This window comes from Anaeromassilibacillus sp. SJQ-1, assembly GCF_046693725.1.
In the GTDB taxonomy this organism is placed as follows: Bacteria; Bacillota; Clostridia; order Oscillospirales; family Acutalibacteraceae; genus Anaeromassilibacillus.
On sequence record NZ_JBKEIV010000049.1, the window covers coordinates 64,623 to 86,876 of the forward strand.

General features: G+C 47.4%; 17 protein-coding genes and 1 pseudogene. 17 read left to right on the forward strand and 1 reads right to left on the reverse strand.

The window, feature by feature from the left end; genetic code table 11:
* Nucleotides 1-41 precede the first annotated feature (41 nt).
* The 11 genes from clpB (at nt 42) to ACGCCZ_RS15690 (ending at nt 16,731) form a co-directional block, all read left to right on the forward strand.
* On the forward strand, nt 42-2,648 hold the full coding sequence (clpB, locus tag ACGCCZ_RS15640) for an ATP-dependent chaperone ClpB (RefSeq protein WP_054323838.1): 2,607 nt from the start codon (nt 42-44) through the stop codon (nt 2,646-2,648).
* A gap of 283 nt (nt 2,649-2,931) precedes the next feature.
* Nucleotides 2,932-4,317: a hypothetical protein gene (locus ACGCCZ_RS15645; protein WP_411656491.1), complete on the forward strand. Its 1,386-nt coding sequence runs from the start codon at nt 2,932-2,934 to the stop codon at nt 4,315-4,317.
* A 17-nt stretch (nt 4,318-4,334) separates the two neighbouring features.
* A complete protein-coding gene (locus tag ACGCCZ_RS15650) occupies nt 4,335-8,123 on the forward strand; it encodes a hypothetical protein (RefSeq protein ID WP_411656492.1) in 3,789 nt (1,262 codons plus the stop codon).
* Nucleotides 8,124-10,132: 2,009 nt separating this feature from the next.
* Nucleotides 10,133-11,341, forward strand: coding sequence for a 5-bromo-4-chloroindolyl phosphate hydrolysis family protein (locus tag ACGCCZ_RS15655; protein ID WP_411656493.1), 1,209 nt, complete (start codon nt 10,133-10,135; stop codon nt 11,339-11,341).
* A gap of 21 nt (nt 11,342-11,362) precedes the next feature.
* Nucleotides 11,363-12,508 carry a toxic anion resistance protein gene (locus tag ACGCCZ_RS15660; RefSeq protein WP_411656494.1) on the forward strand — a complete coding sequence of 382 codons (1,146 nt, stop codon included), beginning with the start codon at nt 11,363-11,365 and terminating at the stop codon, nt 12,506-12,508.
* A gap of 137 nt (nt 12,509-12,645) precedes the next feature.
* On the forward strand, nt 12,646-13,863 hold the full coding sequence (gene dinB, locus ACGCCZ_RS15665) for a DNA polymerase IV (protein ID WP_054324776.1): 1,218 nt from the start codon (nt 12,646-12,648) through the stop codon (nt 13,861-13,863).
* Between the two features lie 88 nt (nt 13,864-13,951).
* A complete protein-coding gene (locus tag ACGCCZ_RS15670) occupies nt 13,952-14,371 on the forward strand; it encodes a PPC domain-containing DNA-binding protein (RefSeq protein ID WP_054324791.1) in 420 nt (139 codons plus the stop codon).
* A 13-nt stretch (nt 14,372-14,384) separates the two neighbouring features.
* A complete protein-coding gene (locus ACGCCZ_RS15675; RefSeq protein ID WP_054324777.1) occupies nt 14,385-14,684 on the forward strand; it encodes a Dabb family protein in 300 nt (99 codons plus the stop codon).
* 142 nt (nt 14,685-14,826) lie between these two features.
* Complete coding sequence (locus ACGCCZ_RS15680) at nt 14,827-15,165, forward strand: hypothetical protein (RefSeq protein ID WP_411656495.1); 339 nt, start codon at nt 14,827-14,829, stop codon at nt 15,163-15,165.
* Complete coding sequence (locus ACGCCZ_RS15685; RefSeq protein WP_411656496.1) at nt 15,125-15,991, forward strand: ABC1 kinase family protein; 867 nt, start codon at nt 15,125-15,127, stop codon at nt 15,989-15,991. The genes ACGCCZ_RS15680 and ACGCCZ_RS15685 overlap by 41 nt, the downstream gene beginning before the upstream one ends.
* A gap of 2 nt (nt 15,992-15,993) precedes the next feature.
* Nucleotides 15,994-16,731: a hypothetical protein gene (locus ACGCCZ_RS15690; protein ID WP_411656497.1), complete on the forward strand. Its 738-nt coding sequence runs from the start codon at nt 15,994-15,996 to the stop codon at nt 16,729-16,731.
* Between the two features lie 128 nt (nt 16,732-16,859).
* Here the strand turns inward: ACGCCZ_RS15690 and ACGCCZ_RS15695 are convergent, their stop codons facing one another.
* The gene (locus ACGCCZ_RS15695; RefSeq protein ID WP_242967239.1) at nt 16,860-17,732 is read right to left on the reverse strand and encodes a YitT family protein; all 873 of its coding nucleotides are present in this window, start codon (nt 17,730-17,732) and stop codon (nt 16,860-16,862) included.
* Between the two features lie 646 nt (nt 17,733-18,378).
* Between ACGCCZ_RS15695 and thyX the strand changes: the two are divergent.
* The 6 genes and pseudogenes from thyX to ACGCCZ_RS15725 all read left to right on the forward strand — a co-directional run bounded on the left by thyX (nt 18,379) and on the right by ACGCCZ_RS15725 (nt 22,245).
* Nucleotides 18,379-19,148: pseudogene (gene thyX / locus ACGCCZ_RS15700) on the forward strand (FAD-dependent thymidylate synthase).
* Nucleotides 19,145-19,822, forward strand: coding sequence for a dTMP kinase (locus ACGCCZ_RS15705; RefSeq protein ID WP_085531816.1), 678 nt, complete (start codon nt 19,145-19,147; stop codon nt 19,820-19,822). The pseudogene thyX and the gene ACGCCZ_RS15705 overlap by 4 nt, the downstream one beginning before the upstream one ends.
* Complete coding sequence (locus tag ACGCCZ_RS15710; RefSeq protein ID WP_411656498.1) at nt 19,815-20,681, forward strand: DUF2156 domain-containing protein; 867 nt, start codon at nt 19,815-19,817, stop codon at nt 20,679-20,681. Before ACGCCZ_RS15705 ends, ACGCCZ_RS15710 begins: the two co-directional genes overlap by 8 nt.
* 64 nt (nt 20,682-20,745) lie before the next feature.
* On the forward strand, nt 20,746-21,693 hold the full coding sequence (locus ACGCCZ_RS15715; protein WP_411656499.1) for a GNAT family N-acetyltransferase: 948 nt from the start codon (nt 20,746-20,748) through the stop codon (nt 21,691-21,693).
* A complete protein-coding gene (locus ACGCCZ_RS15720; RefSeq protein ID WP_411656500.1) occupies nt 21,690-21,869 on the forward strand; it encodes a DJ-1/PfpI family protein in 180 nt (59 codons plus the stop codon). Before ACGCCZ_RS15715 ends, ACGCCZ_RS15720 begins: the two co-directional genes overlap by 4 nt.
* A complete protein-coding gene (locus tag ACGCCZ_RS15725) occupies nt 21,829-22,245 on the forward strand; it encodes a DJ-1/PfpI family protein (RefSeq protein ID WP_411656501.1) in 417 nt (138 codons plus the stop codon). Before ACGCCZ_RS15720 ends, ACGCCZ_RS15725 begins: the two co-directional genes overlap by 41 nt.
* The last annotated feature ends 9 nt before the right edge of the window (nt 22,246-22,254 follow it).

A 22,254-nucleotide genomic window follows, 5' to 3' on the forward strand; every position in this document is an offset into this window, starting at 1 on the left:
CGCATGAACACTGAATGTGTAACAGATAGGAGGGGTTGAACATGAACGCACAGAAATTTACCCAAAAGTCCTTGGAGGCCATCCAGGAAGCCCAAAACCTCGCCATAGAAAACAACAATATGCAAATTGAGGAAGAACACCTTGTAGCAGCTTTACTGCAACAGAGGGATGGTTTGATTCCACAACTGCTAAAAAAGATGAATGTGGACTGTGATGCTGTCCAACAGGCTGTGAAAGAAAAGATCTCCCGTATACCAGGTGTAACTGGTCCTGGCCGTGAAGCAGGGAAAATTTATGTTTCCACCGATGTGGATGCTGTTTTGACCGCTGCGGAAAAAGAAGCAGATCGTATGAAAGATGAATATGTTTCTGTCGAGCATATTTTACTTGCGATACTGAATCGGCCAAACAATGCGGTCAAGGATGTGTTTCAACGCTTTGGAGTCGAGAAAAATGCGTTTTTGACGGCACTCTCGAGTGTCCGTGGAAATACCCGCGTGACCAGTGACACACCCGAAGAAACCTATGACGCGCTTTCCAAGTATGGGCAGGACTTGGTCGAGCTGGCAAAGAATCATAAGCTCGACCCGGTAATCGGACGCGACGATGAGATCCGGAATGTAGTTCGTATCCTATCCCGTAAAACCAAAAATAATCCCGTCTTGATTGGCGAACCGGGCGTGGGCAAGACTGCTATTGCTGAAGGCTTAGCCCTGCGAATTGTGCGTGGGGATGTGCCCAATAATTTAAAGGACCGCAAGATCTTTTCTTTGGACATGGGTGCTCTGATCGCTGGAGCAAAATTCCGCGGCGAATTTGAAGAACGCTTAAAAGCAGTTTTGAATGAGGTCAAGAAAAGCGAAGGAAAGATCATTCTTTTCATTGACGAGTTGCATACCATTGTGGGTGCCGGCAAGACCGAGGGCTCCATGGATGCAGGTAATTTACTGAAGCCAATGCTTGCACGTGGGGAGTTGCACTGTATTGGTGCGACGACTCTTAATGAATACCATCAATATATTGAAAAAGATCCAGCCTTGGAGCGTCGGTTCCAGCCAGTCATGGTCGATGAGCCGAGTGTGGAAGATACTATTTCCATTCTTCGCGGTTTGAAGGAACGTTATGAGGTATTCCATGGGGTTAAGATTCAAGATCAGGCATTGATTGCTGCTGCGACGCTTTCAAACCGCTATATTTCCGACCGGTTCCTTCCGGATAAGGCGATTGATTTGGTGGATGAAGCCTGTGCAATGGTCCGTACGGAAATCGACTCCATGCCGACGGAACTGGATGATATTTCCCGAAAGATCATGCAGCATGAAATCGAAGAAGCGGCTCTGAAAAAGGATACTGATCCACTCACGCAGGAACATCTGAAGGAAATTCAAAAGGAACTGGCAGATCTGCGTGCCCAATTTAAGGAAATGAAGGCAAAGTGGGAAAACGAAAAGCAGGCTATTGGGAAAGTGCAGAAGTTGCGTGAGGAAATTGAGCAGGTTAATGCGGAGATTGAAAAGGCAGAACGCATGTATGACTTGAACAAGGCTGCTGAATATAAATATGGAAAGCTGCCAGAGCTGCAAAAGCAGTTGGCAGAGGAGGAGCAGATCGCAGAACAGAGCCAATCTTCCGACACCAACCTGTTGCGTGACAAGGTTACAGAGGAGGAAATTGCTAAAATTGTGGGCCGTTGGACAGGAATTCCAGTCTCAAAATTGATGGAAAGCGAACGTGAGAAGTTACTCCATCTTGACGATATTTTGCATCGTCGTGTGGTTGGCCAGGATGAAGCGGTACAGAAGGTGACAGAGGCCATTCTGCGTTCCCGTGCAGGTATTCAAGACCCGAACCGGCCGATCGGTTCGTTCCTTTTCTTGGGGCCGACTGGTGTCGGGAAAACCGAATTGGCGAAAGCTTTGGCAGAAGCATTGTTTGACGACGAGCACAATATGATCCGCATCGATATGACGGAATATATGGAGAAATTTTCGGTGTCTCGTTTGATCGGAGCGCCTCCGGGATACGTTGGATACGAGGAAGGCGGCCAGCTGACGGAGGCAGTTCGCCGGAAGCCGTATTCAGTTGTCCTTTTTGATGAGGTAGAAAAAGCTCATCCAGATGTATTTAACATCCTATTACAAGTTTTGGATGATGGCCGTATTACCGATTCCCAGGGACGTACAGTGGATTTTAAGAATACGATTATTATTCTGACTTCGAATCTGGGGTCAAATGCCATATTGGAAGGCATCAATGCGGATGGCAAGATCAGCGATCAGGCGAAAGAACAAGTGAATGCGCTGTTGAAACAGCAGTTCCGCCCGGAGTTTTTGAACCGTTTGGATGAGATTGTCTTCTACAAGCCTTTGACGCGCGATGAAATCGGTCATATTGTAGATCTGCAAATTGCCGATTTGCAACGCCGTCTGACAGATAAGCAGTTGCGTGTGGAGTTGACACCTGCAGCAAAGACCTTTATTGTGGACAGCGGTTATGATCCAATTTACGGTGCACGTCCGTTAAAACGCTTTATTCAGAGCAAAGTAGAGACGCTGATTGCAAAAAAGATCCTTCAAGCGGATGTCAAACCGCGTGAAACGCTTCTTGTGGACTACGTTGGGAATCAACTTGTTGTAAAAAATATGTAATTGGATAGGGTCATTAAAGGAAAGCCACTGTGCGATAAAAGCTTTGTCGTACAGTGGCTTTTATTTTTTTCAACCATGAAGTAGTCTGTTTTAGGACTGTGAGATGTAATAAAATATCTAAAAACTTCTTGTATAAAGCGTGTATTGATTTTATAAAATCACCAATATATAATATAAAATAAGATATATAAGTAATTCGATTAATGAAAAGGGGGCAAAAAATAAACCGAAGGGTTCTACTCGCATGTGGGTTCTGATGGAGAGAAAAGAAAGGATGGTTCAATTGAAAAAAAGGTGGGTAGCTTTTTTACTGGCATTCTGCATGGCGTTTACGGGCTCGATCAGCAATTTGGCGTTTGCTTCTGAGGAACAAGCACTGGGATATGCGCCAGAAACATCTGGCCAGGACGCCATTTTAGATGCATCGGAAGTAGAACTGACGGTCAGCCAAGAGGGGGCGTATCCGGTCAACCTTACAACGGAAGGAAATTTGGATTGGTTGTATTTCAACTCTACGGACGCGCAGTCTTACGAGCAGAAATATCATGCGGATGAAATTAGCAATGTTGTGGTATCCGGAAATACCAATGGACTTACGGGCGATAAATTTGCAGAATTCTGTTTTACCGATGGAACGCAAACTTCCAGCAACAGTGCCACCTATCAGCAGGAGAAATGCGGCCTTATTTTTGAAGGGGTTGATAGTGGAATTGCGTTCGATATTGCTGGAAGCACGGAGCCTCGCACAATCAAGATTTATACAGGGGCATATGCTGCTACTGTAAAGACTGAAATCCGATTGAATGAAGAGGAAGCCCCCATAAAGACACTGCAACAGACTGTTTCTGCTTCCAGAGGAAATATTTTAACCCTTCGGACACAGACAGTGAGCGATGACGATGTTTTACATATTAAGATTTCTATTACGGATGTAACCGACCCGACCTATGGAAGCATGAGTCTCCATGCTGTTACAGTTTATGGATCGATTTCCAGCGAACTGCCGGACGAACCGGTTACTTACATCTCCGAAGATATTCCCCAGCAGACGACACAAACCGTTAACCTGACGAGCGAGGGGAACTTGGATTGGGCCTACTTTGATGCAGAAGATATTCACAATTATGAATATAAAAACCTTCAGGAGACCTATGTTGACAGTTTTATTCAAAATGTTTCTGCTTTGGGGACAACCAGTGGTATTACAGGGGATCGGTTTGCAGAGTTCCACTTTATGGATGGTATGAACCGTGAGAATAACACCAGTTCCTATGCATCGGAAAAGCGTGGAATTATCATGCAACATGTGGGAAATGGTTTGACTTTTGATGTAGACAGCAGCACCACACTTCGTACATTAAAACTGTATACTGGGGCTTATCAAGCAACAGTAAAAACCGAGATTCGCCTGAACGACGAAGAGACTCCGTTAGCGACCATTGTACGGACTTCTGGGGAAACCACTGGGAACATTCTGACAGTAAATTTCTATTCAGAGAATGAAGAGGATGTTTATCATTTCCGCGTGGAGATTACAGATGTAACCGATCCGACATATGGAAGTGTAAGTGTCCATGCAATTACCTTGCATGACAACAATCCGCCGGTTGTCATTCCTCCCGATCACAGTGGGGAATCCTTTCAGATGAATCCACGGGTGTCCTTTTAGATCATGCTCGCGGAACCATGAATGATCTGCAATTCCAGAACGACGCCGGTGAATGGATTGAGGTTCCTTTCCGCACGGGCGGTTTTGCAGGACCCACCTGGCAGTGGAATGGCAATGCAGTACGGCTGAAAAAGACAGCGGAAAATGAACATTGTTATACAGGAACCAAGGATGGCGTAGAGTTTGGCATCTCCTATAGCTTGCTGGATGATGGTATCCTTCAGATTCAAGCAACGCTTCATAACACCAACGATCAAACGGTAACCCCCGATCGGGCGAGCATCAATCTGGGCATTGATACCTATATGAAGGATACCTACGAAAGTTACCGTAATTTGTTCTTCCCGACTTTGTTGCGTTGTGAGAAGACCCATCTGTGGGGTTATCTGGAAAGCCCGGAACAGAATGTTGTATCGATTGTAGCAGATGCACCGGTTTCTTCTTATCGGCTGAGTTACGAGAGTGGAGCGCATCGAATCAATGGCGTTGTCCTGGATTTGATGCAAAAGGATGAAACTTTGCCCGAGCGTCATCCACGGGACAATTCCTCCTTGGAAACAGATGAAACCAGAATTTGGAACATCCGGTTGAAATTAAGCAACAGTGTGCAAGACGTCAAAGAGGATGTCACAGAGATGCTCAATGCCCCTTCGATTGACATAGATCAATACACATTGGGAGAGGGAGAAACTGCAAATATATCGGTTTTTGCAGGGCAGCCGGTATCTCAAATGCGTGTATTTGCGCCGGATGGCTCAGAATTGGCGCCGATTTCCTTACAACAGGCTAAGGACAACCGGTATGTCGGGAGCTTCACGCCGGAAGATGGAGAGGGCGTATATACCCTGCGGGTGGACTCCAATGGCTATAAAGCAGAGGCAATGGTCACGTTGCGAAAGCCGTGGTCTTGGTATATGGAAAAGGCAAAGGAGGCCGCGCTCAGCCACCCGGCCAAAGCTGCGGATTGCTGCGAATCCTGGTATGGCTTGTATAGCACATATTTGGGAATGAAATACTTCCCAGATGAAGAAAAGGATAGCCAAATCGATCAGAAATTCCAGGAAATCTACGGAATCATCGACTACAATGAGGAAGGAATTCCGCAGAATAATCCGACAAGAATTCAGAATCACAGTACAACAGTCGGAATTTTAGTCGATAAGTATCAGGCAGGTGGAACGATTGAGGATCTGCAAAAGGCGATTAAGATTGCAGATTATTTGATTAGCCGCCAGGACCCGCAGACAGGCGCCTATCAGGGACCAAGCGGAGATTATACCTCTGTCATCTATCCGGCAAAGTCCATTATGGAATTGATGGAAGTAGAAGCCGAGATGATTGCCGCTGGAAATGATGAGGAGGATTGGCAGGCCTGTTATGACCGTCAATACGAATCCGTCAAAAAGGCGATGGATAATTTGGTTGAACTTCATGGAGATCTTCATACAGAAGGACAATTGACTTTTGAGGATGGAGCCTTCTCCTGTTCTGCGACACAGCTGTCTCAGTTTGCTTTGCTGCATCCAGAAGGCTCTGCGGAACGAGAGAAATATCAAGCCAGCGCATTGGAATACCTGAACAAACATCAGGCACTGGAACAGGAGATTATCCCGGACTCTCGGATGAACGGTGGTTCCCTGCGTTTCTGGGAAGCACAGTACGATGTGCTCTTGACAGCCGATCCGAATAATATGATGAACTCTCCTCATGGATGGACTGCATGGAACATCTACGGGCTGTTTAATATGTATCAATTGACTGGAGATCCATATTATCTGGAAAAGGGAATGAACGCGATGGGTTCCTGCGTGCAGTTGATGGGCTTTGATGGGAATCTGAATTGGGCGTTTATCGCAGATCCGTATATCGAGGGTAGCCTGTTTGTCCAAATAGAAAATGATTCTTCTCTTTATGGGCAGGGAACTCGGAAGGATGTTACGCTGGGAGAATCTTATGTCGATATGATCAGCGATTGGTGGAAAGCTCCACCGGACACAAACGTTGGCGGTTATTATGGTCAAGGTGGCGCTTGTGATAATGACGTACATGAAATTTTCAAAGCCATGGAAGAGACCGTTTTGACAAAGGCGTATGTCGTTGAACAGCAGGATGGTTCGATAGAGGCATACAATTGTACAGCAGAAAAGGATTCCAATGGCATTTTAAATATTGTGACGAATGAAGAGGAATTAATCGATCAGATCAGCTTGAACCTGCAGGAAGAAACCACATATCAGGTGACCTTCACCGAAAGTGGTAAGACCGTTTCTGGAACAGCCAAGAGTGGTATGCAATGGGTTACACCGGATTCTGTTCCCGCGGAGCCGCAGCTGTTGACCGTACAGTGGAGCAGCAATGCAGCGGTGGAAGTGGAAGGGAATGCAGATGTGGTGATCTCCACGGATGCGATCTACGGCGCGAAAGTGATGCCGGGCGAAGATCTGACCTTTACCTTCACCCCAACCGACGGCGCGTTTGCCAGTGCACAGCTCAACGGGGAGGACATCCCGTTTGAACCAAACGGCTTTGCGTACACTTACACGATGCCGAATGAGAGCGCGAGCCTGCGCTTTACCTTTACGAAGGTGGACAAGGACATCTTGAAGATTGTCCTGGATGAGGCGAACAACGTAACGCAGGAGGACATCGACCGCCTGGTACCGGAAGTGCGGGAACTCTTTGTGAATGCCCGGACTAACGCGCAGGAGGTCTACGACGATCGAGCTGCAACTCAGGAGGAGGTCAACAAGGCTTGGAGCGAGCTGCTGGAAGCGATGCACCTGTTGGAATTCGAGGAAGGCGACAAGGAAGTGCTGCTGCCGTTGATTGAAATCGCAGAGCAGTTGGCGGAGAAACTGGATGCATTCAAGCCGAGCAGCACGGAGGGCTTCGAGGAAGCGCTGAGTGAGGCAAAGGACGTCTATGCGGAAGAGAACCCGCTGAAGGCGGAAGTGGACAAGGCATATGAGAACTTGCAGAAGGCGATTGAAAATCTGAAATACCGTGCAGACCTGTCGGCGCTCCAGACCGTGGTGGATGAAGCGAATAGCCTGGATATGGACAGTTATATCCAGGACGAGGCGTTCCAGACCTTTAATGGAGTGCTGGAAGATGCAGAGACGATGCTTGGGAATCCGGAAGCTGGACAGGAAGAAGTGGATGCAATGGCGCAGAAGCTTGCGGAAACAATGGCATCCCTGCGGAAGATCCCAAGCAGAGAAGAATTGCAGAAGCTCATCGAAGAGACAGAAGCGATCGACTTGAACGGCTATACGGACCGTAGTGTGGCAAACCTGGAGGCGGCGCTACAGGTAGCAAAGGCAGTCGCCGGGGATGAAACCGCAGACAACCAGACAATCGCAAAGGTATATATGAACCTGGAAGCAGCTGTAGCAAGTTTGGAGAAGGCGGAAACGCCGAAGCCCAACCCGAAGCCGGACAACAAGGGAGGAAAGGGAAGCAGTTCTGTGAATGCCTCCAACTCCTATGGGGCGGCAGGCGTCGTTTCTGCGGCACAGAACGTCTCGACCCAGAAGGCGCATGTGGTGAGTGACACGACAGTGAACTTCACGCTCAAGAGAGGCAGCGCATACTGTTTCAAGATGACGGTGGTAAATGGAAACAACCAGACGCCGAGCTTTACGGTAGGCAACGGCAGCGTTCTCAAGACGCAGTTTGTGGCGAAGGTTGGAAACGATTACTACTACAGAGTCTATGCAACCGGCACACCGGGCCAGAGCACGGGCGTCTACACGACACTGCCGGGACAGAATGCGGTGAAACACTGCACAGTGACCATTGGTTGAATGCCGGATACCAGCGAAGGGCATAAGCCATTCGATCCAGCAACCACTGATGGAAGAGAGCCTGCGTAGAAAACGCCGTAGGCGCGAAAGGCGCTGTGCGTCCACCGGGTTAGAGCATAGGTGTCTACACGATTCTGCCGGGCAGAAAAGCAGTCAAACACTGCACAGTTACAATCGGCTGAGTACCAAATCTGTTCTGAACAACGAGAAGGTAAACTACATCCGATCGAATCCAGTAACCAATAGTAAAGAGTTTCGTAGGCAATACCCTAGGCACGAAAGACGTTGTGCGTCCACCGTGCTAGAATACAGGCGTCTACACGACCCTGCCGGGCAGAATACGGTGAAACACTGTATGGTGATGGTAGCTATGAGGCTTCGGAAAGAAAAAGAATATGGAATATCTCTGACAGATAGCTTTTCTACATGTAAATATAAACGTATATTCTAATCGCATGTAAATAGATTTGTCTCTCATGAGAGCGAATACATAGGAAAGCCAAAGAAGAGATATTCCACCCATATGACCCAGCAGGGGAGTTCGCAAACGAGATGCGAATAACCCCTGCTGGGTCACACTTTTCATAGGTATGGGAATGTATTGTACGACGTTGTTACTGTGTAGTAACAGCTGGACGGATGTGGGGATCTTTTAGGGATGGCATAAAAGCTATTTCCACCGGAGAAATCCGGCAATAATCCATGAATACCGGAATCATCTTTGGGAAAGAGTGAAAGAAATCTGTAACTAATCAAGTACCCGGCGATTGGTGGCATGAAACTCCTGTAGAGAAACGCCATAGGCGCGAAGACGTTGAATGTCCGGCGTTGATAGGCGAACATCGGAAGCGTGTTTTGGAAAGAATGAAAGTGGCTGCTATCTAAAATGAAGTCCCCGGTAACCGATAACAGGGAATTTCTATAAGACGAAGAAGACGCGATGAGTATTCCAGACCAGAGTACGGGTGTCTACACAAGTCATTGTGTAGTAGTAATTGGACGAATGTGGATAAACTTTCGGGGATGGTATAAAGTTTGTTTCCACCGAGGTAATCCGGCAATAATCGATAAATACCAGAATCGCGTTGTACAAAGAGTGAAAGAAACCTGTAACTAGGCAAGTACTCGATGGTCGGTGGCAGGGAAACGCCATAGGTGTAAAGGTGCCGAATGTCCGGCGTTGATAGGCGAACATCGGAATCGTGTTACGGAAAGAGTGGAAGTAACTGGTATCCAAATGAAACACTTAACAACCAATAGCGGGAATTTCCGTGGGGGACGCTGAAGGTATGAAGGGAGCTGTGTGATGGGAGACCATTGTCGGAATACCAGAAATTTTAAATGATGTAATGGTAGACCAATCCGACCAAGAATCTGACAGCCAATGACAGAGAGTCTTTGTAAATATTTCTCGTTAGCAATTGGGCTGTCAAACGTTTAGAACCGTACTCATTTCATCAAAAACAGGGCAAATCCTTTTAAATTTCATAAAATACGGACATGAAGAAAATAGTGCCAAGGGAATTTACTTTATTCTGGATTTCCTATAAAATCGAATGAGGGAATCAGAATATGTATTATATGCATTTACAGCAGGATAGCATGTGTAAAGCATATAATGTAGGGATGAATCATGTCTGCACTAAAATGATAGGAATGGAGTTATTTCAGGAGTTTATGAGAAGGAAAGAATTGGATATATGTAAATGATGTTATACATGTAAGATAGAAAGCTTCTACGCAATGTTCAGGAATGTCCTCCGTAAAATGAAAGATTGTGAATTCAATTTAGCGGTATCCTTTTAGAAAACAATCGTGTATATCGCTTTAAGTGTTGCGTAGAGAGCCTGTTCACATTACTGGCTTCCCGTCTAGGATTTCAGCTCTTTGCTGTTTCCCTGCCGTTTCGTTTGATTCGTAAAGAAGGGGACGATTTATCTAGGAACCTTTTCCAAAATGGTTATATGCGGCATGATTCCCACAGGAGAAATGTTGTTATTTTTTAGGGAATGCGATATAATGAAACCGGTTTTATTTTGGGGATATCCCCTGGTGTGGAGGAACACCGCATGATTGATAAAGATTTTTTTGATCATTTAGAGGAACAGATTCATCAAACGGTTCAGGATGCTTTGAATCTGAAAGAAACCGTTGTTCATACGGTGAGGGAAAATGTAAACGTTCAAAAAGGACCGGTACCGCCAACCAAATCGGTTCCCCAAAAACGGTATGCATATCCGGTCCGGCCAGTCCGTGTCATGAAGGACCAGATACGAATCCGTAAGGCCCCTTCCGGCTCAGTAGCAGGGATCATTATGGAGATTATCGGATTGGTTGGCGCAATTTCTACGGGGCTGGCGTTTATTCTTTTGGCACTGATTTCCGTATTATTTGGCATGCCTTGGACTGCTTTTGCAATTTCTAGTTTTGTTATTGTTCCGTTGTGCGTAGGCTTTTCGGCACTGGCAATCTGTGGAGTGCGCCAGGTGCGTCGAAAGAGGCGTTTTCAAAGATATCAGGCCCAGTTAAACGGCGGCACATTTTGTTCTTTAAAACTCCTGGCGTCGGCTGTAGACGAGTCAAAGTCCTTTGTTGTACACGATTTGCGTAAGATGATTCGGGATGGTTTGTTCCCGCAAGGGCATATTGATGAGCAAGAAACCTGTTTCATCGCGACGGATGAGACGTATCGCCAGTATTTACAGGCGCAGGAGAGCGCCCGTCGCCGGCAAGAAGAGGAGCAAAGAAGAAAAGTGTCCAGTCCGGACGGACCTACAGAGTTGGAAAAAGTGATTGCGGAAGGGCGTGATTATCTTTGGCAGATTCGCGAAGAGAATCACGCGATATTCGAAGACGTGTTTTCGCAAAAGCTATCCCGACTAGATGCAGTATCCACGAAAATCTTTAACCATGTAGAGGCACATCCCAAAAAACTTCCAGGCATTCGCAAATTTATGCAGTATTATTTGCCTATTACCTTAAAATTGGTGAAAGCTTATCGGGAATTTGGAGAACAGTCCATCCAAGGAGAGAACATTACCCGGGTAAAGACGGAAATTCGCGATACATTGGATACGATCAATATTGCCTTTGAAAATCTTTTGGACAGCCTGTTCCAAGATGATGCACTGGATATTTCTACAGACATCTCTGTATTGGAGACGATGCTTGCACAGGAGGGGCTGACTGGGGATACGTTTCATCAGAAGAAACCGTAAATTCGATTGGAGGTACTTGTTATGGACGAGACTTTTCAGGAGCAGCCCATGTTGACCCTCGAGCCGTTTGCAGATGAACAGCCTGCTTCCATCGAGAAGGTACAGCCTGTGCAGACATCTACAGAAACGCCAATATTCGATGAGCGTAGCTTAACGCCGGAAGAACGCCGGATGGTGGACGATTTTGCGGCCAAAATTCAATTGAGCAATTCCAATATGATCTTGCAGTATGGTGCAGGCGCACAGAAAAAGATGGCAGACTTTTCAGAGGATGCGTTGAGCAACATTCGTACAAAAGACCTTGGCGCAGTAGGAGAGATGCTTTCCAGTGTTGTTACAGAATTAAAAAGCTTCGATGTAGAGGAAGAGGAGAAGGGATTCTTTGGCTTTTTCAAACGGAGTGCAAATAAAATGACAGCCTTGAAGGCCAAGTATGATAAAGTGGAGGCCAATGTCGAAAAGATTTGTGCGGTGTTGGAACGACATCAGGTGCAATTGCTCAAGGATGTTGCGATGATGGACAAGATGTATGAAATGAACAAGGTTTATTTCAAGGAATTGTCCATGTATATTTTGGCAGGCAAAAAGAAACTTACGCAGGTTCAGCAGGAAGAACTGCCTCTCCTGGTGGAGAAAGCAAAACAAACCGGCCTGCCGGAAGACGCCCAGGCAGCCAATGATCTTGCTTCTCTTTGTAACCGCTTTGATAAGAAGTTGCACGACTTGGAACTCACCCGAATGATATCCATCCAAATGGCGCCAGAGATTCGGTTGGTGCAGAGCAATGATACCCAGATGTCGGAGAAGATTCAGTCCACGTTGGTCAACACGATTCCGCTTTGGAAAAGTCAAATGGCGTTGGCATTCGGAATTGCACATTCTCAACAGGCGGCGCAAGCACAGCGCGAGGTAACCGATATGACAAACGAGCTGCTTCGCCGGAATGCCGCGACACTTAAAATGGCGACGGTCGAAACGGCAAAAGAGACGGAACGTGGGATTGTGGATATGGCAACGCTGCGCGAAACCAACCAAAGTTTAATTTCTACATTGGACGAGGTCATGCAGATTCAGACGGAAGGCCGCCAAAAACGCCGTGAAGCGGAGATGGAGTTGAGCCGTTTGGAGGATGAACTCAAACAAAAGCTACTGGAAATACACGGTTAACCAAAGAGTAAAGCCGCTTCGGCATGGAAATGCCGGGCGGCTTTTTTAGAAAATATTGGTATTACAAAATGAATACTGGATTTTTAAAGGGGTGCGCTTTATAATTAGAATAGAACGTTTGATTGGAGATGGAACGCATGGAGCGTACAGACCGTGTTATTCTACATTGCGATTGCAACGCTTTTTACGCTTCTGTTGAGTGTTTGTTGCATCCAGCATATCGGGATGTCCCGATGGCAGTATGCGGAGATCCCGAAAACCGCCGCGGGATTGTACTTGCCAAAAATGAGAAAGCCAAACGCTTTGGCGTTCAGACAGCGGAAACCATCTGGCAAGCGCGGCGGAAGTGTCCAGAGCTGGTGCTTGCTCCACCGCATAGGGATCAATATGCCAAGTATTCAAAACAGGTAAATGCCATTTATCAGCGTTATACTGATTTAGTGGAGCCCTTTGGAATTGACGAGAGTTGGCTCGATGTGACCGGCAGTCAAAAGCTATTTGGTACTGGAAAAGAGATTGCGGACCGGTTGCGTGAAGAGGTCAAACGAGAGACTGGCCTGACCATTTCAGTTGGGGTGTCCTTTAATAAAATTTTTGCCAAACTGGGAAGCGACTACAGAAAGCCTGATGCAACCACGGTGATTTCACGGGAGAACTATTCGGAACTGGTGTTTCCTCTCTCGGTGGATGCCCTGCTCTATGTAGGAAAGAGTGCGCGGGAGACTCTGCAAAAAATGCGTATTCGTACAATCGGGGACTTGGCCCATGCAAGCCGCAAGACTTTAGTAGCGAGCTTAGGGAAGGTGGGTGGAGAATTATACGATCATGCCAATGGTCTGGATACGAGTCCGGTAAAGAGCGTTTACGAACCGAAAGAGGTAAAATCGGTGGGCAATGGTCTAACATTTAAACGTAATTTGATCGGCTGGGATGACATCCGACTGGGTGTCACTGTTTTAGCCGATACAGTTGCCGCGCGTATGCGCCGTAGTGGCGTAAAATGTTATACAGTGCAACTTAATATTCGCAATCCAAGTTTCAAAACCATTTCCCGTCAAAAGCCTTTACATGTACCAACTTTTCTGGCAAAGGAACTAGCGGATACTGCGATGGAACTTCTAACGGAATCGTGGAACCCCAACGCGCCAATCCGCATGTTGACGCTCACCGGTACAAACCTAGTACCAGCAAAAGAGGCGCCAGGAGAGCAGATGAGTCTGTTTGAACATTCCAGGCAGAAAGAGCGGAAGAAGCAGGAGAAGTTGGAGACCACTTTGGATGCCATTCGTGCAAAATTTGGAAAAGATTCCGTATCCATCTGCGGCGTTCTGCAGAATGACATAGGGGCGGATTGACTTGCATTCCAGCCGATGTCTTGCTAAAATGAGGAAAAGCAAATTCTATACAGATACAGGTTTTGGGCTGGAAAGGAAAAGCGATCCAATGAAATACAGTATTTTTGGAGATACATATGTTGTACGCCTGCAAAAAGGCGAAGAGGTACTCACATGTTTACAGGAGCTCTGCCGGAAGGAATCGATCTCTTTGGGAATTGTTTCGGCGATTGGAGCAGTTAAACATGTGTCAGTGGGTGTCTATCGAGTGGAAGAACAAGAATATATTGCAAAGACCTTTGATGGGGTGATGGAATTGACATCCCTTCTGGGGAATATTACCGAAAAGAACGGGGAGCCTTACCTGCATTTGCACGCCACCTTTGGGAGGCTCGATGGCAAGGTGATTGGCGGCCACCTCACGGAAGCTGTGGTGAGTGCTACCTGTGAACTGTTTATCCGAAAAATCGAGGGATATGTGGGGCGTAGGCTGGACCCGGAAACAGGGTTAAACATTTTTGATTTATAAGGAGGATCTACCGATGGTCAAGCATATTGTCATGTGGAAGCTCAAGGATGAAATCAAACAAGATGGTTCAGAAGCTTTGGTCGCTTCGCTGCAAGAACGTTTCAAAGCACTCCTGGGGGTTGTGCCGGGGTTGACTGAAATTGAATTCGGCGCCAACTACAACGGTGGGGAATATGATATTGCGCTGTATTGCGCATTTCAGACAAGGGCGGATCAGGACGCATATCAATCGAATCCGGCGCATCTTGCAGTGGCGGAAACGGTGCGTGCATCTACTTGTGGCCGCGCCTGTGTTGACTACGAAATCGAATGATAAAACCGGAAAGCCCTTCCCCTTATGGGGATAGTTGCTTTCCGGTTTTCTTTTTGTGCAAAGTATGTTATGATGGAAAAAATAGATCAATCTGGGCATGCTTTCTATAAAAACTGTGTCCAAATGTAAAGGAGGAATTGCCATGTTGGCGGAGTTAGGAAACGATCTGAAAAACCTTTTGTTGGCTGGAGTAGGGGCCGTTGCAGTGACTGCGGAAAAGTCGGAGGAGCTTTTGAAAGAGCTGGTGAAGAGAGGGGAACTCACCGTAGAACAGGGCAAAGTCCTCAACGAAGAGTTGAAACATAGGATACAGGAGAAAAAGCAACCGGTCAAACAGGGTGAACCGTTGTCCTCTCAAGGGTGCAGCGCGCCCTGTGTAGATGTAGAACGGATGAGTCGAGAAGAAAGAGCACAACTGCTCAAGAAGTTGCAGGAGCTCGATGCGAAGGAACGGGATGGAAACGACAAAGCCGTTGAATAATTCCCCGGGGAACGGTAAGCGCCTGGGGGAAATCTTGCGCATTTTGGGAAGGCATAAGCTAACCCAGGGAATTACCCCGGAAAAACTGCGTGCGACGGTAGAGGACTTGGGGCCTACCTTTGTCAAGTTCGGACAAATCATGTCTATGCGGCATGACATGCTTCCTGCCGAATATTGCGAGGAATTAGCAAAGTTGCGCACAGACGTTCAACCATTGGCGTTTGCAGAAGTGCGCCACGTGGTTGAGGCTGAATATAAGGTGCCTATGGAGGAAATCTTTTTGTCCTTTGAAGAGCAGCCAATTGGATCAGCGTCGATTGCGCAGGCACATATGGCGGTATTACGGGATGGCCGGCCGGTAGTTGTAAAAGTACAACGTCCGGGTATCCGCGAGACGATGGCCGAAGATGTGGCGTTGCTGCATCGTGCGGCACGTTTACTGAATCTCACAGAAGTGGGCGACGTAGTAGATCTGAACATGGTGTTGGACGAAATGTGGACGGTTGCACAACAGGAGATGGATTTTCTGTTGGAGGCGCAGAATGCAGAGGAATTTCGGGCCTGCAATCGGGATACTGCATTTGTGGATTGTCCGGAAATTGATCACCGGCACACGACTACCCGCGTGTTGGTGATGGAATATGTGGATGGGGTCCAAATCGACGACGTGGATACACTGCATCGGGAAGCGTATGACCTTGAAGAGGTAGGTTTAAAGCTGGCGGACAACTATGTAAAGCAAGTGATCGATGACGGCTTTTTTCATGCAGACCCGCATCCCGGAAACATCCGTATCCGCGGGGAAAAATCGTCTGGATCGATTTAGGCATGATGGGCCGCCTCACAATACGCGACCGTTCCTTGCTTCGGGACGGGGTAAAGGCCATTGTCAGCGGGGATGTGGAACATCTAAAGCAGATTGTGCTGACAATGGGCGTGCATTCCGGGCGTATTGACCATGCGCGATTGTATGGCGACATCGACGATTTTCTGGCAAAGTATGCCAAGCTGGATTTGGGGAGTATGGATCTTGGACAGATCATCGAGGAATTGGTCGGCCTTGCACGGGAACATCGCATATCCGTGCCGAAAGGGATCTCTATGCTGAGCCGAGGCGTGCTCACTTTAGAGGGGGTTCTTGCGGTTGTCAGCCCAAAGATCAATCTTTTGGAAATTTTGGCAAATCGGATGTCGGCAGAAATCCGCAAAGATTTTGATTGGATAGAAGAGCAAAAAGGCCGTTTCAGAAACTTGTATGAATCCAGCCAAAAGGGAATCCGTATTCCCGCACAGATGTCTGACCTGCTTCGAATGGCTTTAAAAGGTCAAGCAAAAGTCAACTTAGAAGTGATTGGTTCCGAACAGCCGTTGGCCTCTTTGGATCGCATGGTCAACCGGCTGGTAAAATGTATCCTATGCGCTGCTATGTTGCTGGGGTCCTGTTTGCTTTGTACCACCGGAATGCAGCCAAAGCTTTTGGGAATCCCATTGGTGGGGATGTTAGGTTTTATTGCGGCACTCCTTATGGGAATATGGGTACTTTGGGATATGCACAAGCATAAATAGGACTCATTTTACACAGTTAAAAGTATATGGCGTTAATAACAGAACCCCCGCTACGTCCCATTGGGATTTGTAGCGGGGGTTCTTGCAAATTATTTTGAATGGTTTTACAGAGATTGTTTAGATCATTACTATACGCTATGGAAACCTTTACCGATGATTTCGCTCGTATTGGAAATCAGGATAAATGCACCTGGCTCTACCTGCCGGATGTATTGCCGGAGCTGTACAGCCTGGTATCGCTTGAGTACGGTAAATACAATGTACTTTTTATCGTGGGAAAAGGCGCCTTCTGCTTCGCAAACAGTGGCACTGCGACCCAATTTATGCACGATAAAATCGCAGATTGGCTCCGGGGTACTACATACAACATTGAAGTATTTACAAAGGTTGATGCTTTCGATGACGTTGTCGATCACCAGCGATTTGGTAAATAGCCCCAGCATTGAGAACAGAAAAGTCTTTATATCAAAGATAAAGAACGCGGATAGCGTGATCAACAGATCGCTCAATAGGAGCGCATTGCCAATATTGACACTCGTATATTTCTTTAAGATCATCGCAACAACATCGGTGCCGCCGCTCGACGCGCCAATGTTGAACAGGATGGCAGAACCAAGGCCGGGGAGGACAATCGCAAAGACCAATTCCAGCATGGGATCGTCGGTCAGAGGCTTGTCCAAGGGCCAGAAATATTCCATTCCGGAGAGCGCTACTGACAGCAACATACTGGAATAAACCGTGCGTACACCAAAGCCCTTTCCCAAAAAAAGAAATCCTAAAATCAGCAACAAAAGGTTAACAATAAAGTTGACAGTACTGGGAGAGATGGGCATCACCTGACTGACGACAACAGCCAAGCCGGTCACGCCTCCGAAGGTAAAGTTATTTGGAAACTTAAAAAAATAGATTCCCACTGCCATCAGTAGGGTACTGGCTGTGATAAGCGCATATTCTTTAAAAATCTTCTGAACGGTTTCCTGGCGTGGCATCGTAAATTTCATTGTGATCCCCTCCAAAGAAAAACGTCATTTTCTCTATAACCTTTCGAACAATTGAAAGCGGATATGTGTAAGGACTTATGAACGTATCGCAAGAATCTTGCGTCAAGAAATTTTTTGAAATTATTGGAATTTATAAAAAGAGGATTTCCCCCGAGAGATTGTTTTATTGGGATACAAAGAATCGGTCAGGGATCTCATAATCGCCTTACGGCCGATCAATCCTATTTACATAAAGTAAGGATGCCTTATCAGAAGCCATCGTGCTGGAATTCTTGAAACAGTAAGAATCTCTTTTTCGGCATTTTGTAAGATCAATGGGAGATTGTCCCATAGATAACTGGTGTGCATATCCTTTTCTCTTTGGGCAATTCATAAACACCCATTTCTTTCCCGCAGAGCAAGTTTTTACCATCTTTATCTTACTATACAGCAGCAATATTTTCAAGAAGTCCATGGGAGGAAAGCGAGGCTCCCCCTTGCGTAGAACAGGGGGGCGGCCTGTCTACTTGAATCAAAAGGAAGAATTTGTTATAATACAATCGATTATTGCCGAAAAACGGGAGGAAAAAATCCACCGTATGAGAACGGGATGTAGATGCCGCCGGCTACTTCCCGCACCTGGAAACCGGCGGGGAATGGAGTACTTATGGCGAGAGTTACCCTTCTGACGTATACTCCCCAGCCGGAGAAAACGGTTGCCATGGCAGCCAAGCTTTGCTATTCGCCTTCTGCGATTGACGAAATCGGCGAGGGGTTAACGGAAGAAAAGACAGCTTCTTTGTACAGATGCTGGCAGATATTGGCCACGAAAGTCCGATTGAGCACGCTTCGTTCACTTTTGGAATTGAAGGTGTTTCACGCTCGCTGTTGGCGCAGATCACGCGCCACCGCATTGCGTCGTTCAGCGTACAAAGCCAACGCTATGTAGCGGAAAGTGATTTTGCTTATGTCGTGCCACCGGAGATCGAGGCAATTCCGGAGGCAAAAGCGGAATTTTTGGCAGCCATGGAGGAAGACCGCCGGCATTATGAACGTTTAACCGCTCTTTTAAAAGAAAAACATCAAAAGACTTTGTTGGAAGAGGGAAAGAGCGAAAAAGAAGCAGTTCGTACTGCGGAGAAGCGCGCGATTGAAGATGCGCGTTTTGTATTGCCCAATGCTTGCGAAACCAAAATGGTCTGTACGTTTAATGCACGTTCGTTACAAAATTTCTTTGCGCTTCGTTGTTGCAATCGCGCCCAGTGGGAGATTCGGGATATTGCAACCCAAATGTTGTTCTTAGTGCGTGAGGTTGCGCCGCATCTCTTTGCAAATGCAGGTCCAGGTTGCCTGCGCGGCGCATGTCCGGAGGGGAAAATGTCCTGTGGAAAAGCGGCAGAGGTGCGTGCTTTTTTCCGTGTGGAGAAACCAGTATGAGTGGGAAATTAATTACCCTGGAGGGGCTGGACGGCAGTGGAAAGGCGACGCAGGCCGAACTGTTGTGCCGGGAATTGAACAGGCAGGGGGCGCATGTACGGAAAATATCGTTTCCAGATTATGCACAGCCCTCGTCCGTGCTGGCTAAGATGTATCTGGATGGCAAATTCGGTGAGAATCCGGATGATGTGTCCGCCTATGCAGCTTCGTCGTTTTACGCTGTAGATCGTTTTGCAAGTTATGTACAGTTCTGGAAAGAGGACTACCAAAAGGGGACGGTTATTGTTGCAGACCGGTATGCCACTTCCAATATTGTGTTTCAGATGTCCAAACTTCCCCGGAGCGAATGGAATACCTTTATCGAATGGGTGCAGGATTATGAATACAGTAAAATGGGTCTTCCCAGACCGGATTGCACGATTTATTTGGATATGCCCCCACCTGTGAGTCAAAAGCTTCTAAGTGCCCGTTACCATGGCGACGAGCGAAAGAAGGACATTCATGAGAGAAATACCGCTTATCTGCTTGCGTGCAGGGAGGCCGCGGCATACGCGGCAAAAATGCTCGGTTGGCTGGTTATAAATTGCGCAGAGGGCGACAATGCTAAACCTATGGAACAGATTCACAGGGAATTGATAAAAGAATTGGCAGGAGAGATTCATTTATATGTTTAATTGGAAAATTCCAGAAGTTTCAGATCGCGAATGGATGCAACCGGCGCTATCCGCATCCGGTGGGATGGGGAGCGAGTTCGCCTTTGGTACGCTGTATCTTTGGTCTTGCGCATATGGCACACGGGTTTGCCAGCACGATGGACTAATCTTGCGTTGTTCTGGTCTACCGGATAACCGGACTTATCAGATTCCATTGGGCCCGGGGGACTTGCGCAGCAAAGTGGAACTTGTGCTCGCAGATGCGAAAGATTACGGTTGTAAATTTCGCCTATGGGGATTGACCAAACAGGAGACAGAACAGCTGGAACAAACGATGCCAGGGATGTTCCGCTTTCAGCTGGATCGGGACGCCTCGGATTATATTTATGATTCGCAGGCGTTGATCCACCTTTCCGGACGGAAGTATCATGGAAAGCGAAACCATTTGGCACGGTTCCAACGTTCTTATAATTGGTCCTATGAGGATATTACACCGCAAAATTACGCCGACTGTAAAGCGATTGCCCACGAGTGGTGCGTACAAAATGGTGGCTGTGGCAAAGAGGATGGTACGGACAACGAAAATTGTGCGATCAATATGGCTTTTCGTTCTTTTGAGGAGCTGGCGCTTTCCGGCGGGCTGTTGCGCGTCGATGGGAAACCAGTGGCCTTCACCGTGGGGGAGGAAATCAATCCGGAGGTTTATCTTCTCCATTTTGAAAAGGCGCTGAATGGATACGAAGGGCTGTATGCAGCCATCAATCACGAATATGCGGCAAAAAATCTGGAGAACTATCGTTATATCAATCGGGAAGAGGATTTGGGAATTGAGGGCTTACGCAAGGCAAAGCTCTCCTATAATCCGGCTATACCTTCTTGAGAAATATTCTGCGACCTTGCGTTCAGAAACAGAAGAAATCACGGAATTGGAACAAAAGAACTAAGTGGAAGGCGGTGCGGCGGTGATCGGTTTTGCAAATTGGGAGGACCGCCCGGTATTGGCAAAGCTGTGGCAGGTGTGTTTTGAAGAAGAAAGGCGATATGCCAACTTCTTTTTTAACAATGCATTTTGTCCAGAAAATTGCTTGATTTATCGCGTCGGCGGCCAACCGGCAGCTATGTTACACCTGTTGCCAGCGAGCATGGTTTGTGGCGGAAAGGCCGTGCGTATTCATTATGTCTTTGCCTGTGCGACTGCGCCGGAACACCGTTCCCACGGATATATGAGTGCGCTGTTGGCTTATGCCGCCTTGGTGGGCGCCCAGAGGGAAGAGCAGTTTTCAGCAATCCTGCCGGCGAATCCCTCTCTTTATGCGTATTATGCGAAGTCCGGTTATCAGACGTTTTTTGAGCGGGATGAGTATTTACTCCGCGCTGAACAGCTGCGTGAACAAGCCGCCGAGGTGGAGGGGCGGAAGTATTTACCGGCTGAGGTATTAAACCGTATACGCAACACCCTGTTACAGAATTGGGAGGGAGCAGTCCTTTGGGACGACCGCGCGTTTTGGTTTGCATCAGAGGATAATCGTGCCTATGGTGGCAGATTGGTTTGTACACATGGGCCAGCATATGCGATCTGTCGGTATGCTGGAGAAGGGCTTTGTGAGGTGACGGAGCTGATGTGCACGACAGAGCACTTGCCTAAATTGTTCGGGGCAATGCTACAGGAGATGCCGGCTTCTAATTATCGAATTCGTGCTTCCCAAGGGAAGCGGACTGTTGGAGATGGCCGGGCTTTCCTCCCTTTCTGCGCCGGAACCTGTGTTTTGTGGAATGCTCCGGCCGTTAGACGGCGCTTCTATGGATCAATTGCAAGTTGGAGAAAAAAAGCCATATCTTGGCCTTGGGAAAGATTAAAATCAATCGCTGATGAAAGGGGCGTTATAAAATGATCTATGTTTTTCTGGCAAATGGGTTTGAAGAGATTGAAGCGCTGGCAACCGTGGATATCCTTCGCCGTGCGGAGCTGAATGTAAAGACTGTAGGAGTAGGCGGTAAGACTGTCACGGGTTCGTCATGGAATTCCGGTGACTGCGGACATCGAAGAAAAGGAAGTCACCACCGATGATATGGAGTTGGTTGTGCTTCCGGGCGGTATGCCGGGAACACTGAACTTAGAAAAGTCTCCGATTGTCAAAGCGTCCGTACAGTATTGCTTGGACAACAGTCTGTATGTGGCGGCCATCTGTGCGGCTCCCTCCATTCTGGGACATATGGGGGCGCTGAAAGGTTGTACAGCGACCTGTTTTCCCGGTTTTGAAAAGGAATTGGAGGGGGCGAGCCTTTCTTCGCAGCCCGTCTGTGTCAGTGGGCGTATAATTACCGGAAAGGGTGCAGGCGTTGCGGATGGACTTTGCTCTGCGCATTGTGGCGGAGCTCTGTGGATCGCAGGCATCCGTTGCGATCAAAAAATCCATTCAGTGTCAAAATTGACCTGCTTATAAAGGACGGTC